The sequence below is a fragment of the Providencia sp. PROV252 genome, from assembly GCF_033676005.1.
GTDB classification, from domain to species: domain Bacteria; phylum Pseudomonadota; class Gammaproteobacteria; order Enterobacterales; family Enterobacteriaceae; genus Providencia; species Providencia vermicola.
On the sequence record NZ_CP096294.1, the window covers coordinates 18,748 to 36,431 of the forward strand.

General features: G+C 41.3%; 12 protein-coding genes and 1 pseudogene. 9 read left to right on the top strand and 4 right to left on the bottom strand.

Annotated features, from left to right (window positions below; all coding sequences use genetic code 11):
* Nucleotides 1-74 precede the first annotated feature (74 nt).
* The gene (locus M1F05_RS00075; protein WP_206085571.1) at nucleotides 75-5,015 is read left to right on the top strand and encodes a DNA repair ATPase; all 4,941 of its coding nucleotides are present in this window, start codon (nucleotides 75-77) and stop codon (nucleotides 5,013-5,015) included.
* The gene (locus M1F05_RS00080; protein WP_206085569.1) at nucleotides 5,012-5,560 is read left to right on the top strand and encodes a rhomboid family intramembrane serine protease; all 549 of its coding nucleotides are present in this window, start codon (nucleotides 5,012-5,014) and stop codon (nucleotides 5,558-5,560) included. Before M1F05_RS00075 ends, M1F05_RS00080 begins: the two co-directional genes overlap by 4 nt.
* Here M1F05_RS00080 and M1F05_RS00085 read toward each other — a convergent pair.
* Nucleotides 5,557-6,216, bottom strand: a complete 660-nt coding sequence (locus tag M1F05_RS00085; RefSeq protein ID WP_206085565.1) for a helix-turn-helix transcriptional regulator — start codon at nucleotides 6,214-6,216, stop codon at nucleotides 5,557-5,559. The genes M1F05_RS00080 and M1F05_RS00085 overlap by 4 nt on opposite strands.
* Before the next feature lie 74 nt (nucleotides 6,217-6,290).
* Here M1F05_RS00085 and M1F05_RS00090 point away from each other — a divergent pair, with 74 nt between their 5' ends.
* Nucleotides 6,291-7,700, top strand: a complete 1,410-nt coding sequence (locus M1F05_RS00090; RefSeq protein WP_206085563.1) for an MFS transporter — start codon at nucleotides 6,291-6,293, stop codon at nucleotides 7,698-7,700.
* Nucleotides 7,701-7,734: 34 nt separating this feature from the next.
* On the opposite strand, the gene M1F05_RS00095 is transcribed toward M1F05_RS00090, so the two are convergent.
* Nucleotides 7,735-9,234, bottom strand: a complete 1,500-nt coding sequence (locus M1F05_RS00095; RefSeq protein WP_206085561.1) for an MFS transporter — start codon at nucleotides 9,232-9,234, stop codon at nucleotides 7,735-7,737.
* Nucleotides 9,235-9,328: 94 nt separating this feature from the next.
* On the opposite strand from M1F05_RS00095, the gene M1F05_RS00100 reads away from it, so the two are divergent.
* From M1F05_RS00100 to M1F05_RS00125, 6 genes are all read left to right on the top strand, one after another.
* Entirely contained in the window at nucleotides 9,329-9,877 is a 549-nt protein-coding gene (locus tag M1F05_RS00100) for a TetR/AcrR family transcriptional regulator (RefSeq protein ID WP_206085559.1), read from the top strand.
* A 55-nt stretch (nucleotides 9,878-9,932) separates the two neighbouring features.
* Nucleotides 9,933-10,832, top strand: coding sequence for a hypothetical protein (locus tag M1F05_RS00105; RefSeq protein ID WP_206085557.1), 900 nt, complete (start codon nucleotides 9,933-9,935; stop codon nucleotides 10,830-10,832).
* A 129-nt stretch (nucleotides 10,833-10,961) separates the two neighbouring features.
* Entirely contained in the window at nucleotides 10,962-11,804 is an 843-nt protein-coding gene (locus M1F05_RS00110) for a helix-turn-helix domain-containing protein (protein WP_206085555.1), read from the top strand.
* Between the two features lie 135 nt (nucleotides 11,805-11,939).
* On the top strand, nucleotides 11,940-14,084 hold the full coding sequence (locus M1F05_RS00115) for a TonB-dependent siderophore receptor (protein ID WP_206085553.1): 2,145 nt from the start codon (nucleotides 11,940-11,942) through the stop codon (nucleotides 14,082-14,084).
* Nucleotides 14,085-14,089: 5 nt separating this feature from the next.
* Nucleotides 14,090-14,956 (top strand): PepSY-associated TM helix domain-containing protein, encoded by an 867-nt coding sequence (locus M1F05_RS00120; RefSeq protein WP_206085551.1) that lies wholly within the window; start codon nucleotides 14,090-14,092, stop codon nucleotides 14,954-14,956.
* On the top strand, nucleotides 14,956-16,065 hold the full coding sequence (locus M1F05_RS00125; RefSeq protein WP_206085549.1) for an ABC transporter substrate-binding protein: 1,110 nt from the start codon (nucleotides 14,956-14,958) through the stop codon (nucleotides 16,063-16,065). The genes M1F05_RS00120 and M1F05_RS00125 overlap by 1 nt, the downstream gene beginning before the upstream one ends.
* Before the next feature lie 58 nt (nucleotides 16,066-16,123).
* On the opposite strand, the gene M1F05_RS00130 is transcribed toward M1F05_RS00125, so the two are convergent.
* Together M1F05_RS00130 and M1F05_RS22725 are read right to left on the bottom strand one after the other, a co-directional pair.
* Nucleotides 16,124-17,449, bottom strand: coding sequence for an anti-phage deoxyguanosine triphosphatase (locus M1F05_RS00130; RefSeq protein ID WP_318825965.1), 1,326 nt, complete (start codon nucleotides 17,447-17,449; stop codon nucleotides 16,124-16,126).
* A gap of 137 nt (nucleotides 17,450-17,586) precedes the next feature.
* A pseudogene (locus tag M1F05_RS22725) lies at nucleotides 17,587-17,670 on the bottom strand (hypothetical protein); the annotation flags it as partial.
* Between the last annotated feature and the right edge of the window lie 14 nt (nucleotides 17,671-17,684).

Genomic DNA, 17,684 nt, shown 5'->3' on the forward strand with positions numbered 1-17,684 from the left:
TAATCAAAATCTGAGGGGGCTTTTTTGCCCCCTATTGCCTTTTTTTCATCCACTTTAAGGGAATTCGCTGCACCATGTCAGATTTTCAGGAAACGGATCGCGAGCAAGAAATACTCGATAGCGCTGTTGCAGAAGGGGGCGCATATGACATTTTACGTAAGCGGCTGACCGAACAAGGCCAGCAACTTCACCAAAAAGCCATACAGCTCAATGAAAAACGCCTAGAAGAATTTGGTCAAAGCCAAATGGATATTATTGGGCGTATTCGTATTCGTACTGAAAATAACTGCCAAGCCCGAGATATTGTTCGAGTGGGTGAATGGTTGCTATTTGGCTATAACGTTTTCCTTGGATTAAAAAAAGAAACGCACCTCAATGATGTGTTTTCATTGTATCGATTGATTGAAAACGAAGGCGAATTTGATGTTGAAGCCGTCGATAATGAAGATACCTTTTTAAATGATACTCGCTTTGTTCAGGATTTTACTGAGCTCTATACCTATTATAAAAATACCCAATTACTGCAACTTGTCGAACGAGATGGCAAACTACTGGCCAGCTTCCAAATTGGCGACCGCATTACCGATGTCCGCGTTTTTCGTTGGTCGATTTCAAGCGATAAACAACGTATTGAATACATTGATAATCGAGGGGAACGCGATATCGCCCTCCCCCCCGCTTATGACTTTGAGTGGCAAAAAACTACTCGCGAAGATACTGTAAATGGCCGTTACCCTCACATTAATATCCTCGACACCGTATTCGTTGAAACTATCGGTGGTGACTTAACAATCAAGTGTGAAAATAACACTGAAGATGGTTTGGGGATTTATCGTGAAGCAGTGCTGGATAAAAATCAGTCCCTCGATGATGCGCAAATTGAATATGCCCAAACAGGCAGTTTGATTATTTTAAAGATTTTGCCTTACCGAGAAGAAAGCTGGCGCTATCTGGTTTACAACACACTAACCCAGTCTGTGCAGCGCATTGACGCCATTGGGCAGGCTTGCGTTCAACTCCCTGAAGATCACGGTATTATTTTCCCAGGGGGGTATTACCTACAAAATGGTGAATACAAAACCTTTGAACAATCGATGGATGGCATGCGTTTTCGCCGCTTACGTCGTTCACCCAATGGCGAAGACGTTTTATATGTTTTTTATTCCCCGAACCAAGGCCGTATCGCACTTTTCAACTATAACCTGATTGAACGTACCCTGTCCGTTCCATTGATTGGGCATGGTTATGCCATGCTTGAAGATGGCAAAATGGTTCTGTTCGAAGGTGAAGGGGAAGAAGCCACGCGCGTCCATCCAATGCAAGTGTGGCAAACACCATTTTATTCTGATGAATTTGCGGATAAGCAACCTACTCGAGGGGGCTTTTTTGGCCGAATTGGTAACGCAGATTTAGTCCGTGGTATTTCTGAAATATTGCATGTTGCCAAAGAGATTGAAGGTAATCATGTTTCTATCGCCCGCTATGAGCAGCTCAGCCAGCAACCTAAAAATTTATTGGATTTATACTATTGGTTCAGCGATGAGCAATGCTTAGAAATTGGTAAGTTACTGAAAGAAATCACGCAAACCAGTGAATTAGTGCTTGATGAATATGAAAAGGTAGAAAGCATCCGCCAGCAGTCGGCTAAATCGATGAATGAAGCCATTAGCCGCCAGAAATCACTATTATCGCTGACATTACCCGACAGCTGGGATGATATTCAGCAATTTGTTGATGGTTTAAATGCCCTAAATGCACAACGCGGGCACTTGATTTCGCTGCGTGAATTTCGCTATATGGATTTAGAAAAACTGAGTGAAATGGAAGGCGAAATTGAAAAAAATCAACAATATGTCTCCCAAGAAACCGCCGTTTTTCTGGCTAGCGATAAAGCGCTACAACCTTTCAAAGCACAATTAACCGTTTTTGAAGAACAAACCGAAAAAGCGCAAAACAGCGCCCAATTAGATATCCCAATGAATGACATGGAAAAAATGTCAACAGATTTGGATATGCTATCTAATTTAATGGCTTCACTGTCATTCAATGATGTGACACAACAAACCCATATCATTGATTCTATCTCACAAATTTATGCACAGCTGAATCAGTCACGGGCTCGCTTACAACAGAAACGAAAGTCCCAAACCAGCGTTGAAACCGTGGCGCAGTTTGGCGCACAATTTCGTTTATTTAGCCAAGGTATCACCAACGCATTGTCCCTTGCGACAGACCCTGAGCGTTGTGATGATCAACTATCAAGATTACTGGTTCAATTAGAAGAACTGGAAAGCCAGTTTAGTGGCCACGATGAGTTTCTTGATGATATCTTAGCCAAGCGTGAAGAGTTACTTGAAACCTTTGAATCTCATAAACAAATTCTTATTGATGACCGCCAACGCCGTGCACAAAACCTGTTAACTGCTGCTGACCGCTTACTCGATAGCTTGCAACGCAGAACCACCCGTCTGCAGTCTCAAGATGAGCTAAATGCATTTTTTGCCTCAGACCCCCTTGCGTTAAAAACGCGAGAAATCATCGAAAAACTAAGAGAGATTAACGACAACGTTAAAGCCGATGATATCGATGCTCGCTTAAAAGCATCTCGTGATCAAGCTATCCGCATTCTGCGCGATAAAACCGATATTTTTGAAGATGGCGGTAATATCATCAAATTGGGTCGCCATCGGTTTAGCGTTAACACGCAAGAGCTAGACCTCACTATCTTGCCTAAAAATAACCAACTCTGGGTATATCTCACGGGTACGGATTTTCAGGAACCGATTGAAAATGAAGAGCTCACACAGTTACAGCCTTATTGGACGGCAACTTTAGAATCTGAGTCAGAGACAGTTTATCGCGCGGAGTACCTTGCTTATTCGATTATTTATTCTGCCGCTAAACGCCAAGACGAACTCAACATGGCGTTGTTAACCAGCGCGTTAACTTCCCCTGAAAAGCTGGAAAAAATCGTGCGCGATTTTGCAGGCCCACGCTACAAAGAAGGCTATGAAAAAGGGATTCACGACCACGATGCCATTGCAATCTTAAAAAAATTAATTCCTGTCGGGGAGAGTGCCGATCTTCTGCGTTATAACCCGACTGCGCGTGCAATTGCAGCGATTTACTGGGAAATAGCCCAAAACGAAGAGTTCCCCGCTCTTTGGCCTGAACGTGCTAGAACAGCGATGAACATTCATCAGCTGTTCCATAATGATAATGCCTTACTTGACCTACAAGCGGAAATTGAAGCCAATATCAGTTTGTTTTTACAAGATAATCCTATTCAATGCCAAAGTTATGAGCAAACACAAGCTGCGGAATATCTGAGCTTTGCATTAGCACGAACGCCTATCGAACTGGTCTACAGTAAATATGCAAAAGAACTCGTTCTAGCGTTACAAGAACGCTTAGAAGAAGCCCATATGTGGCTCGATTTCAATCGTTCCCAACAAAATTTAGGTACACGCTACGCCCAACGTTGGTCACTTATTCAAAATTGGCTGCAAGGGCTGTGCTCAACCCCTCAATTCGCACATCTAGTACCTTATATACCTGGTGCAATTGCCATTATTATTTTAGATAAAGTAGCTTCTGCCCGTTACAGCGAAGCTGATCTTTACTTTAAAGTCAGCGGTTTACTGGGGGAACACCCAACCATTGAAAACCAAACGCTATCACTCAGCTTAGATAATTACTTTAGCCGGATGCGCGGGCAGCGAAAACGCTTTATCCCTGAATTCCGCCAATACCAAGCTTTGCGACAACGCATCGTAACAGAGGAACGTAGCCGCTTAAAATTGCATGAGTTTAAAGCTAAGCCATTGAGCTCTTTCGTACGTAACAAACTGATTAATGATGTCTACTTACCCATTATTGGCGATAACATGGCGAAGCAAATCGGCGCACTCGGTGAAGGAAAACGTACCGACTTAATGGGGCTACTGTTAATGATCTCCCCGCCTGGTTACGGTAAAACTACTTTAATGGAATACGCCGCTGATCGCTTGGGGCTGATTTTCATGAAAGTCAATGGCCCTGCACTTGGTCATGATGTGCTTTCACTTGACCCTGCACAAGCACCGAATGCTACCGCGAGGCAAGAGCTAGAAAAACTCAATTTAGCCCTTGAAATGGGAAATAACGTCATGCTGTATGTGGATGACATCCAACATACACACCCTGAATTCTTACAGAAATTCATTTCCCTGTGTGATGGAACACGGCGTATTGAAGGGGTTTGGAAAAACAAAACCAAAACCTATGATATGCGCGGCAAAAAATTCTGTGTGGTGATGGCAGGGAACCCCTATACCGAATCTGGCGAAGTGTTCCGTATCCCAGATATGTTAGCTAACCGTGCCGATATCTATAACCTCGGGGAAGTATTAGGTGGGATGGATGAGGCTTTCGCATTAAGCTATATCGAAAATAGCTTAACCTCGAACCCCGTTTTAGCCCCTCTGGCACTCAGAGATCTCAATGACTTATATCTCCTTGTAGATAAAGCCATGGGGAAATCGGTTTCAACCAATACACTGAGTTACCCTTACTCTGACGCCGAAATAAACGAAATAGTTTTAGTCATCAAACAATTAGTTAAACTTCGCGACATTGTGTTGAAGGTCAATCAGCAATATATTGCCAGCGCAGCTCAATCGGACAAATACCGCACTGAACCTGCATTTCGTTTGCAAGGCAGTTACCGAAATATGAATAAACTCAGTGAAAAAGTCTCTTCTGTTATGAATGATGAAGAGCTGGAGCGGTTATTAGATGACCACTACCTCGGTGAAGCCCAATTGCTCACAACGGGTGCAGAGGAAAATTTATTAAAACTCGCAGAGTTACGAGGAACACTAACCGAAAAAGAAGCCGCACGCTGGCAACAAATCAAGAAAGACTTTATGCGTAATAAAGCCCTTGGTGGTGATAATACTGATATTGGTGACCGAGTGGTTGTCCAACTCGCCTCTTTAGTCGAAAGTGTTCAAGCATTAGGTAAAGCCGAATGAAATACCCCCGCGTGACACTATTAGTCGCTTTAGTTGCCATATTAGTTGGCATTCAGTTGATTAATAGCCTAACAGCGGGTGAGCTTATTCATTTTGGTATTGTCCCTCGTACTCTCAGTGGTTTGATAGGGATTTTGCTTGCCCCTTTTATTCACGGAAGTTGGGATCACTTATTCAGTAATCTTCCACCGCTGATTATACTCAGTGCCCTATTACTCCATCGCACCATCAAGTTTTATCTCGTTGCTTCACTATTTATTATTGTTGTTGGCGGGCTGATGGTATGGCTAGTAGGCCGTAATGCCGTACATGTTGGCGCGAGCGGTTGGATTTTTGGGTTGTGGGGGTTGTTGATTGCCCAAGGTTTTTTGCGCCGAAAATTCGCGGATATCGCCATCGCATTGTTAGTGTTATTTTATTTTGGTGCAATGGCGAGCGGCTTGTTACCCGTTCATCAATATATTTCGACAGAATCCCATATTGCTGGCACGTTATCGGGTATTTTATTTGCTTGGTTGATCAACAAAAGCGAGAAAAAACGTTAGCGCGCTGAAATACGGTAAACACAGCGCCCAGCGCCCTCTAACAAATACTGTTCACGTTCAATACTTGCCTCGTTGCCTATCACTTCTTGAAAAAGCGCTAACTCTGAGCGGCAAAAATTTTGGCAAGCCGTTGCGGCGGCGCAAATAGGGCAATGGTTCTCAATAAAGAGCCAATCTTCCCCCTCTTGCTCAACTTTTGCCATATAGCCTTCTTCGCTGCGTACTTCAGCTAATGCAGCAAGGCGCTCTGCTAACGGTAAGTTTTGGCAGCGGGCGATATATTTTTCACGGCTTTCAATCTCTCTTTGGTGAATAAGTTTTTCCAAGCCATCATCGCCAAAAATAGTCCGAACAGAATCAATCAGCTGTAACGCAAGCTGTGCATGAGTATCAGGAAAACGCTGATGCCCCAATTCGGTTAATACCCAATTTTGCCGTGGTCGACCAGCGCCTGTTTGTGATAAACACTGAGCCCCTTCAACTAACCCCATCGAAGTCAGTTTTTGAATATGTTGCCTTGCGGCTTCCCCTGTCATATTTAAATCGTTAGCAATCACTGACGTCGAAATCGGCCCTTTGGTTTTAATACAAAAAAGCACTTTATCGACGGCTTGTGTTAGATTTAAATTATCAAAGTAATTACTTGCATTAATCATTATGCGACTCTATTATCCAAGCTATTACTTGGATAATACCTCTTTTTTCCCTATTCCGTCTAGCGGGTCTCTCTATGAGCAATGAAACATCGACCTTACCACAGGCTAAGTGGGCTGATTTACTCAGCGGCACCAATGCATTACTGACTATTGCCCTTACTGGGGGCGTTGCACTACATGCTATCAATATTTATATCGTCACCACAATCTTACCCAGTGTCGTTAATGATATCGGCGGCCTCGAATATTATGCATGGAATACCACGTTATTTGTAGCTACCTCGATTGTCGGATCCGCACTTTCAAGCAAAGTGCTCGACTATTTTGGGCCAAAGATGGCGTATTTAATCGCCCTCACCCTCTTTTCATTGGGCTCCATTTGGTGTGCAGCCTCCCCCTCAATGTTGGTGTTATTGGGAGGACGTGCATTGCAAGGGCTCGGTGGGGGAATTTTATTTGCACTCAGTTATGCCTTAATCCGCATCGTCTTTACCGAAAACTTATGGTCTCGGGCCATGGGGGTGGTCTCTGGGATGTGGGGGATTGCGACATTATGCGGCCCTGCCATTGGCGGAATTTTCGCACAAGGTGGCCACTGGCGCTGGGCATTTTGGGCGTTACTTCCTGTTGCAGTATTCCTTACTATTATCGTTATTAATCAATTACCTAAAAAACAAACTCAAACACCACAAAATAATAAAATACCCTTCTTGGCAATTTCATTATTAGTCATTTCAGTACTCGCCATTTCCATAGGTAGCCTGTCTGACAAACTATTGATAAACCTTATCGGTTTAGCTGTCGGTATTGCCTTGCTAGTCACGATGGCACGTTTAGACGGTAAAAATGGAAAGCGGTTGTTACCAACAGGCGCTTATTCGCTGAAAAATCCACTTGGTGTCATTTTCTTAACCATGTGTTTACTCGTTGGCGGTATGACAACTGAAATTTACGTGCCTTATTTCCTACAAACTATCCATCAGTTCTCACCTTTGTCAGCTGGATATTTAACCGCAATCATGGCGGCAGGCTGGACTATTGGTGCGTTATTTAGCGCCAATAAAACAGGCCCAATTGTTGTGAAGATAATTAGAACGGGTCCAATCATCATATTTATCTCTCTGATTGTGTTAGCTGTTTTAACGCATAATCAGCAACTTATTGAGTCTCTACCTCTATTTATTGTGTATTTAGTCGCAATGGCGGGTGTGGGACTCGGGATTGGTGTGTGTTGGCCTCACCTAGTTCTGCGCGTTTTCAATGCCGCACCAGAAGGTGAGGAAAATTTAGCCTCTTCATCCATCATTACAATCCAGTTGTATGCAACTGCCCTTTCTGCTGCTTTGGTTGGTGTGGTTGTGAATAATAGTGGCTTAATGAACCCTGGAGGAATTGTGGGTGCACAACAAGCATCAATTTGGTTGTTTGCGTCATTCGCTCTTAGCCCTCTTTTAGCTATCTTTTTGATTCGTAAAGTGAAGTAAAAAAGAAGGGAGCCTATTGCTCCCTCTTTACTAATTAATAGGCTGATGACGTCTTTTTTGACCTCAAGAATGCAGGCAAAACGATAATACTGATTAACAAAACAAATATTGTTGCGACCATCACCGCTAAAAATGCATGGTCAAAAGCAATATTTGCCTGACTGACCAATAGACTAGCTTTATCTTGTGGTAATTTTTCTGCGACTAATAATGCCTCATCAATGCTGTCATACACTTTATCACTAACCGCTATACCTTCTGGTAGAGAGAGCTTTAACGTATAAATAGCGCTCATCAGCCCACCCATAAATGTCACGCCAAGTACACTACCTATTTCGTAAGCAACCTCTTCAATTGAAGCTGCCATACCTGCTTTTTCATCAGGCGCGTTTAACATCACCGTAGTCGAAGCCGTCGTAAAAATAGCACCTAAACCAAAACCTATCAAAAAGAGGAATGAAAGTAACAGAACACCTGCTGAGGTTTGGTACACCATCGTTAAACCAACAACACCGACTAATGTACAAATAAAACCAAAAAGGGTCAGTTTTACTTCACCAAATTTATGCAGATACATACCCGCCAATGGTGCCGCTATCACAGAAGCCAGTGGAATAGGAATGATATACAACGCGGCGACAAATGGGCTATAACCTAAAACAAGCTGTAAACGCTGGCTAAGTAATAATTCAACCCCAACAATAACCACGATGGATAAAATAGCCATCATGATGCCTGCGCTGAATTTCGGTTGTTTTAATAATGCAAAATCAATCATTGGTGATTCTGACGCCATCTGCCGGCGTTTGAATACCACCAAAAAGAAAGCCCCGATCCCCCCTGCAACCACTACATTCATCCAATCAATATAAGGTTTACCAAGCTCTTTTAATACATAAATTGAACTAATTAAGCCAACCAGCACTAAAACAGAGCCTAAAATATCGATTTTTTTATTACTTTGCCCCCCACATTGCGGGATCAAGAAATACGCAAAAGGGATAACTAATAACACAACGGGAACATTAATCAGGAAAACAGACCCCCACCAAAAGTGGTTAAGTAAAATTCCGCCAATTAAAGGGCCTATCGCTGCACCTCCTGATGCTACAGCGGACCATATGCCAATCGCCAACGCCCTTTCTTTTGGGTCTATAAAGACGTGCCTAACAATGGCAAGCGTTGCAGGCATACTGACAGCTGCGCCAACAGCAAGAAAACCACGCGATAAAATTAAGCTGGTTGCTGTGGGTGAAAATGCCGCACACAAAGAGGCAATACCAAATAGTGGCAGCCCTAATAAAAACATCCGCTTATGGCCGACTTTGTCACTCAACATCCCCGCAGCAGGCAATAACCCAGCCACTACCAGCGGGTAAGCATTCATAATCCACAGCTTTTCAGATGATGTCGCCCCTAAATCGTGCGTTAATTTAGGTAATGCGGTATAAAGCACCGTGACATCAATAACGATAAGAAACAACACACTTGAAACTAACAGAAGCACTATCCAGCGCTTGTAATCGGTTAACATAACATTCTCTCAATGAGTTTATTTGATCATCATTTATTGGTGATCGTGCTATAATATAAATCCATACGTACGTATTGAAAAGAGGTTTTCCTAAATGGGACGTCAACGAACTATCGACAGAGAAAAGCTACTTGATGCTGCTGAAGATATTGTTATTCATCAAGGTGCTGCGGCTCTGACGATCGATGCGGTTGCGAAAGCGATGGGTATCTCCAAAGGGGGCGTTCAATACTGTTTTGGCAACAAAGATGCTTTAATCGATGCCATGTTTGAGCGATGGGGGCAGTCTTATGATGAAATTTTTAATCAAGCGATAGAGCGAGATAACTCCCCAGAAGGGCAAGTTTTGGCACACATGCAAGCCACCCACCAGCACGATAAAATCGCCATGGCAAAAGGCGCTTCATTGATGGCATCACTACTGCAAACCCCTGAATACCTCGAAAGCACGCGTATTTGGTATCGGGAACGCATAGCAAACCTCGACACATCAACAGAAAAAGGTAAATTAGCTCGCATTGTGTTTCTGGCAACGGAAGGGGCTTTTATGTTGCGCTATATGGGGTTAATGGAAATCGATGATAATGAATGGCAATCTATATTTAGTGATATTGAAAAATCATTAATAGCATCATTTTTTTAAATAAATAATATCCTAATCCAATATTATTGGATTACATACTAAAAAGGATATGATTATGAGAAAAATAATTACCCCTGCGATTCCAAGCCATAACTACCATTATCAATCTCAGAGAACGAATAAAAACTTTATTTTAGATAATATAAATAGCATAAAATCAAATAATAATGATAGATTTAACAAACCTAACTATAAAAAAGAATATAAATTCAATGTTGATATCCCCTATCTTGCATCAAAAGAAAAAAAATCCACGCCTATAGCAGAAAAACAAAAACCAGTACTCCCAGTAAGTAGAACCAAACTTGAAGATATCAAAACCATTGACTCTTTTGTTAGGAGAATAAAAGATGAAAACATCTGTTACAGTGCAATAGATGATGAAAAAATTATTCATCGAGGCGTCTTGAATATTGCGAAAAAGGAAAAAATCACAGGTTTATACCTCAATAGTACCAATTCATTAGGCCATGGTGCTTATGGAACAGCCTACCGTATTGGAAATTTTGTTATTAAAGTCCCTTTTTATGATGTCTATCATAACAGTCCCCATAGTGATGTATACCGCTGTTCCTCTTTACTTAATAAACTCAATAAAAACACTAATTTTTCAAGAGCAATAACTTTAAATAATGGAAAAGATGTTTTAATTTCTAAATATATATCTGGAAAAAATATTAGAGATAATGCTGCTTATGACTTTGTTAAACAAAAAGGTCATATCATTTTTGATTATGGTTCCAATGGCAATATCAAAGTGGATAATAATGGTAAAAAATATGTGATTGATGCCGACCTTATAGCTCAACCTACTGAATTAAAACGTTATCCCTCATTAGGGACACTAGCTATACGTAAAGTCTATAAAAATATATTTATTAAAAATCCACTTGGCACTAACGAAAAAAAACCGCTCTATTATTCTGAAATAGAAGACCTGTTACCTAGTAAGTAAGATTGTTTCACAGGTATTCTCGATGAGAATACCTGTGAAATACCACGATAAAATTGAAAATAATGAACAGGTGAAATAATATCCTCAAGTAAAAGCTCTGACACAGTGAAATTAACAAGGTGATAAGGCATGGATAATAACCAGATAACGGCACTATTACCTGATACAGGGTCATTTTTCTTGCGGGGAAAAATGACCCCAGAGGCAGGGAAATGGGTCAGCGAACCTTTATGGAAAGGCGTAAAACTCGTCTTAATGATGAATGGTGAACTTGAATGCCAGCCTGATAATAAAAAAACGGTTTCGTTGTCGGGTGCATCACTGTGCGTTATCGCCAATCAACATGATAGAGAAAGCCAGCAACGCTTTTTACAAGCGGAGGACGTACGTTATGTCTCTGTGTGCTTATCTGAACACTTACTCGATTCTTTTCACATTAAACAACCCGAGTTGCTACTTGCTGCCAAAAATCAAGGGCCACAATTACTTTCTAAACACGCAGGTAATGTCCTCACTGCGTTAGGAAATCAAATACTGAACAGCCCTCTCAGTGGCGCACTTGGAGACATGTATTTAACAGGCAAAATACTCGAACTTTGTGCTCATTCATTTGAACATATCCAACAAAGCCACCAATCTATTCATCATCCAAAACTTAGCAGCCATGACATAAGCAAACTCAATGAAGCCAAGGCGTTGATTTTATCCGATTTAGCGCAACCGCCAAATTTATACCAACTTAGCCGACTCTCAGGGCTCAACATTCGTAAACTCAATTTTGGATTTAAACAACTGTTTGGCTCTTCCATTGCGCCATTTATTCAAGAACAACGCCTCCAGTTAGCTTACCGCCTATTATCAACTGGCGCAGAACAAGTTTCGACTATTGCATGGAAAGTCGGTTACTCCCCAGCACACCTTTCAACAGCCTTTCGTAAACGATTTGGTTTTTCACCTAAAACATTATGTTGATTATTAATCAATCCAATCAATAGGATATTTATATTCACAAATAAATAGTCTGAATATCCAAAGCGACGCGAATACCAGAAAAGTGTAAATGAGATACATTCTCGTTTTATCTTTCTTGCTAGGGTTTGCGTCTCAATGAAAAATTATCTGTATTCACCTATTTATCTTACTGTTATTTCATTAATTTTTTCGTCTGCTGCCTATTCAAAAGAAAACAATCAAGCCAAAAACGAGAAAATTGTTGTCACCGCATCCCCAGTACAATCCCCAACAGGGGAAGTAGGGGGCTATGTGGCAACACGCAGTACCAGTGCAACAAAAACCAATACTGCATTAATTGAAACACCCCAAGCTATCAGCGTCGTCACACGCGACGAAATGAGCGCTCACAACGCGCAATCAGTGGGTGAAGCGTTACGTTATACCTCAGGTGTACTACAAACCAACGGAGCGGCATCATCGCGCTTTGATAGCTTAAATATCCGTGGCTTTAATGCATCCAGCACAGGGATGTTAAGGGATGGTTTACGCAGTACCACTGCACAAGCATGGCCTAAAGTAGAACCTTATGGCTTAGAGCGAGTTGATGTGATTCGGGGCCCTTCGTCCGTTTTATATGGACAAAACTCGCCAGGTGGGATTGTTAACCAAATCACTAAGCGGCCTTTGTACCAGCCACTTCATGAAATTGAAGTACAAGGTGGCAACTTTGACCGCCGCCAGCTACAAGGGGACTTTAGTGGGCCAATTGATGGTAGCGACAAATATTTTTATCGCCTAACAGGTCTTGTACGTAAAAGTGATACGCAAATAAAACACATCAAAGACGATAAAGTCTATATCGCCCCAGCCTTTACTTGGTTACCGAATGACAATACGACATTCACGGTATTAGCCGATTACAGTCATGATAAGTTTGGTGCCCCGCGCCCTTTCTTACCGTTGAATGGCACGCTGCTTCCTAATCCTAATGGTAAGGTGAACCCCAATGTTTTCCTCGATGAGCCTGGGTTAAAAAATGATAGGACACAAGCATCTCTGGGCTATCAATTAGATACTGATTTTAACGAGACCTTTTCGGCTCACTCAGGCGCACGTTTTAGCCATACCGATTTAAATACCAATATCGCACAGGGGATGTATCTTTCCCCCGATATGAAAACGTTAAACCGTGTGGCTTACCATTTTCGCATTAAAGGCGATGTTCTGAGTTTAGACAACAACTTACAGGCTAACTGGTGGATAGATAACATCGAAATGACCTCACTTACTGGTGTGGATTATCGTCATACTCGTGAAGACTATATTTTGATGACCGGAAAGGCGAGCTCAATCGATATTTACAACCCAAGCTACGGCGGTGATTACGGCCCCGTCAATAATATGATGTCCAATACACTACAAACTAGCGACCAAGTGGGCATTTATGCACAACAGCAAGCGAAATTTGATAACGGCGTGATCTTGGTCTTAAGCGGGAGAGAAGATTGGTCGAATAGCAAAACACACAATCGAAAAAGTGAAGCATCTACCGAGCAGCGGGATAGCAAATTTACCTACCGTACAGCCGCTATGTATGTCACTAACTTTGGGTTAGCCCCTTATGTAAGCTATTCCACTTCATTTAACCCACAACTTGGGGTTAATTTTTATGGCAATAACTATAAGCCGATTACCGCTAAACAAATGGAGGCAGGGCTGAAATATCAGCCAGAAGGCAGCAACACTAACCTCACTTTAGCGGTGTTTGAACTGAAGCAACAAAACATGCTCACCGCCGATCCTGAAAATAATTTAAATAGCTTACAAACTGGAGAAGTTCGCTCCAGAGGCGTTGAATTACAGGGGGTTTACTCACCATTTGATGGGCTAAATTTAACCGCGGCTTACACTTATAACCAATTAGAAAATACCAAAACCAATAATGCCGCAGAAAAAGGTAAGCGCCCAACAGGCTTACCCGAACACACTGCCTCTGCATGGGCCGATTACACCCTACAGAGTGGGCAACTTCAAGGCCTGGGCTTCGGTGCAGGTGTTCGTTATACCGGCTCATCCCCTGTAAATAACGATGACACCATTTCCAATCCATCAAATACCCTCTTTGATGCCGCTGCACATTATGATTTAGGTGGGATCAATTCCAACCTGAATAACTGGCGAGTGGGGGTGAACGTCAACAATATTACCAATAAACAATATTATACCAGTTGTTCAATGGGTGGATGTTCTGTTGGCTTTGATAGAACCGTGATTGCCTCATTACGGTACCGTTGGTGATCGTGATGGCTAAGCATTCTTCACGTCAATATTGGCTAAAAATCCATTTATGGCTCGGCTTAATAGTCGGTTTTTTTATTGCTATTTTAGGCATTTCTGGGTCGCTACTATTACTGAAGAAACCTATTTTAGAATGGGAAATTGGCCAACATGTGTTGTATGCCACGCCGCATACACAAGGGGCATTGCTGTCGTCAGACATTTGGCGACAGCAAGCGACAAATAGCTATCCACAGCTCAATAAAGTAATGGGAGTTGCACCACCGAACAGTGGCTTTATTCCTGCAACGAATGCGATGGTGTTTGGCTCTGTTACCCCATCGAATAAACTGGGTATCGCCTTTATTGACCCAATCAATGCAGATGCAAAAGGGTTTGTTATTTTTGATGATTTACTCTTTGCCAAAGTAGTTTCATTACACCGTTTGCTGCTATTACCTCCTGACATAGGAAGCTGGTTGGTATTGACTTGTGGCGTAGTGTTGATCGTATCAATAGTGAGTGGTGCCCTATTATGGTGGCCAAGGAAAAACGTATTTTCCATGTTAGTGCATTGGAAAAAAGGCCTAAAAAATGGGGCAAAATGGCGTCAATGGCACTATTTCTTTGCTATCTATTTTACTCTCCCACTTTTTATTATTGCCTTCAGCGGTATGCTTCTAGCCCGCCCCGATTTATTCACTTCATTAATTTCAGCCCAAGAAATCAAAGGTTTGGTTTCAACTCTCCATAGCGAAATTGGACTGGGTTTCTTTGGGCTGCTTATTGTGTTTTTTTCCGGCTTTTTATTGCCCTTTCTGTATATCAGTGGCGTGGTGATTTGGTGGAAAAAACGGCGCTCTTCTGCGCTATCGGTTAATAGGATAACATAATGAAATTATTACTTTCTTTACTCTCATTCGGTCTCTTTTCATTTTCAATCTACAGCCAAGCAGTAACTGTGACTGATATTACTGGCCGGCAAGTGCAAGTTCCTGATCACGTTCAGCGCATTCTGCTGGGGGAAGGACGGATGATTTACCCCCTTTCCATTTTAGAAAAAGAAGCACCGTTCCAACGAATAATTGGGTGGCAAGGGGATTTTCGCGATTTAGATGTGCAAGGTTATGCCGCTTACAAGGTCGTGTTTAAACAAATTGATGATATTCCGACTGTCGGCGGTGGCTCAGAAGATACATTCAGTATCGAGAAAGCCTTAGCCCTGCAACCTGATTTAGTTATTTTACCGCTAACCGGTGGACATGGCCCCGGAGCTGGCAGTGAAGCCGCCCGTTTATTAGAATCCGCAGGGATTGCAGTGATCCACGTGGATTTTAGCCAGCACCCTATCAAACACACCCAGCTGAGTATGAAAATACTCGGTCAAGCCATTGGAAAAGAAGCTCAAGCGAATCAGTTTAATGCCTATTACCAACAAAAAATGGATGAAATTATTGCACGCATTCCAACCAATATAGAGACAAAAAATAAGCCAACGATTTTTGTGGATTATCTTCCCGGCTTACAAGAATGTTGCGGCTCACCAGGAAAAGGCAGCATGACGGATATGATAAACCTTGCTGGTGGTATCGCAATTGGTGAAAAAATTATTCCTGGGGCAATTGGTAAACTCAACCCAGAGTTTATTTTGGCAAGCCAACCCGATGTATATGTCGCAACTGGCGTTTTCCCTGAAGGTAAAGCAGGAGTCACCGTCGGCTATTCCGCCACAGAACAAGCTGCACAATCGAGTTTAAAAGCCATTTCGATGCGCAAGCCTATTGGGCAATTACGGGCTGTCGAACAAGGGCGAGTACATGGCTTATGGCATATTTTCTATGATTCACCTGAAAATATTATCGCCTTTCAATCATTAGCTAAATGGTTGCACCCAGAGTTGTTTAACGATATTGACCCTGAAGCTACCCGCAAAGAAATGTACCAACAATTTATGCCAATCCCCGCGACGGGAGTGTTTTCGTTGACGTTAGAAAATTTCTAATATTTTTAATGGTTGTTACAACAGACCCGAAGATACTAGCCTCGGGTCTTATATACGATTATAATCTATCAAATATAGAACCTTTATGCGGATAACAAAGTTTTTCATAAAATCTAGTGGCATACTCATCAGTCATTCCAGATATAAAATCACAAATAACACGCATTTTTTTAGCTTCGTTTTCTGCTTCATTATATCTATTTTTTGAATCATTAGGTAATAATCGTTTAGGATCTGAACTTAATATATCAAATAATTCAATAACTAATTTTTGTCCCTTAAATTCTAGTTGCTGTACATTTGGACTATCAATAACTTTACCCTTTACTAAATCAAATATATGTTTTCTTAATGATTCATATTCTTCTTTCATGTAAGCATTTAATTTTATCAATGGAGTTATTGCATCGGGTATTCCTGTTTCATTAATATAGGTATTAATAATAAACTTATGAACTAAACCACCTATAGTATTTTTACGTAAGTAACTACTAGAAGAAAAAAGCTTATTTCCAATATTATGAATATCCATTCCACATTTTTCGAATAAATCGCTCTTACCTATATTATGTGAATCCCAACTATCCTTCGTTATCATTCCTAATGAGATAGCATCCTCCAAATCATGAAGGCTATAAGAAATATCATCCGCAAGCTCCATTATTGATGTATCTAGCCCCTTATACATAGGTTTAAGATGGCCAGACTTATGAGGTTGTAATTTAATAAATGCAGAGCGCTCATTTTCTGTTAAAGGATCTAATATCCATTGAACAACATCACGCTCATCATCTAAATAACATTTAGGTGGCTTTTGTTCTTCAGATTTACACAACCAACGTTGTTGTGGGATAGCGCCATATGCACTTTTTTGAACAGTATCACTATATGAAGCAGGATATTTTAAAACACCTAAAAGTAAGCGACGGGTCGGATTCATACCGTTATTTGCTGTATATTTATCTAACTTAGATAAAATCCTTAAAGTTTGTCCATTACCTTCAAATCCTCCATAATCACGCATGCATAGATTTAATGCGACTTCACCACCATGACCAAAAGGAGGGTGTCCAATATCGTGGGCCATACAAATAGAGTTCATTAAAGCAGACTTAGGCAAAAAATCTAATATTTCAGTTTTACTCTTATATTTTTCACTCAACCAACGAACAATTCCAACACCTATCTGGGCAACCTCCATAGAATGAGTTAAACGAGTTCTATAAAAATCACTTTCACCTAAACCTAAGACTTGTGTTTTTGATTGCAATCGACGAAATGCTGAGGAGTGTATTAACCGTGCATAATCTTTTTCCCATTCATTACGCACATCAACATCACGACGCGGTAAGTTTTTAATTCTTTCTTTCCATACATTTTCCATATTTATATCACCATCATGTTTATATAATAATTTTACAATTAATATATCAATTAATGATGAAACATGAAAACTAATACAAATTACATTTAATAAATAAAAACAGCTTATTAATAATAAGCTGTTTTTATTAAACTTTATTACTCAACCGTCACCGACTTCGCCAAGTTACGTGGCTGGTCGACGTCAGTTCCTTTAATTAACGCAATATGGTAAGGCAACAATTACAAATAAAATC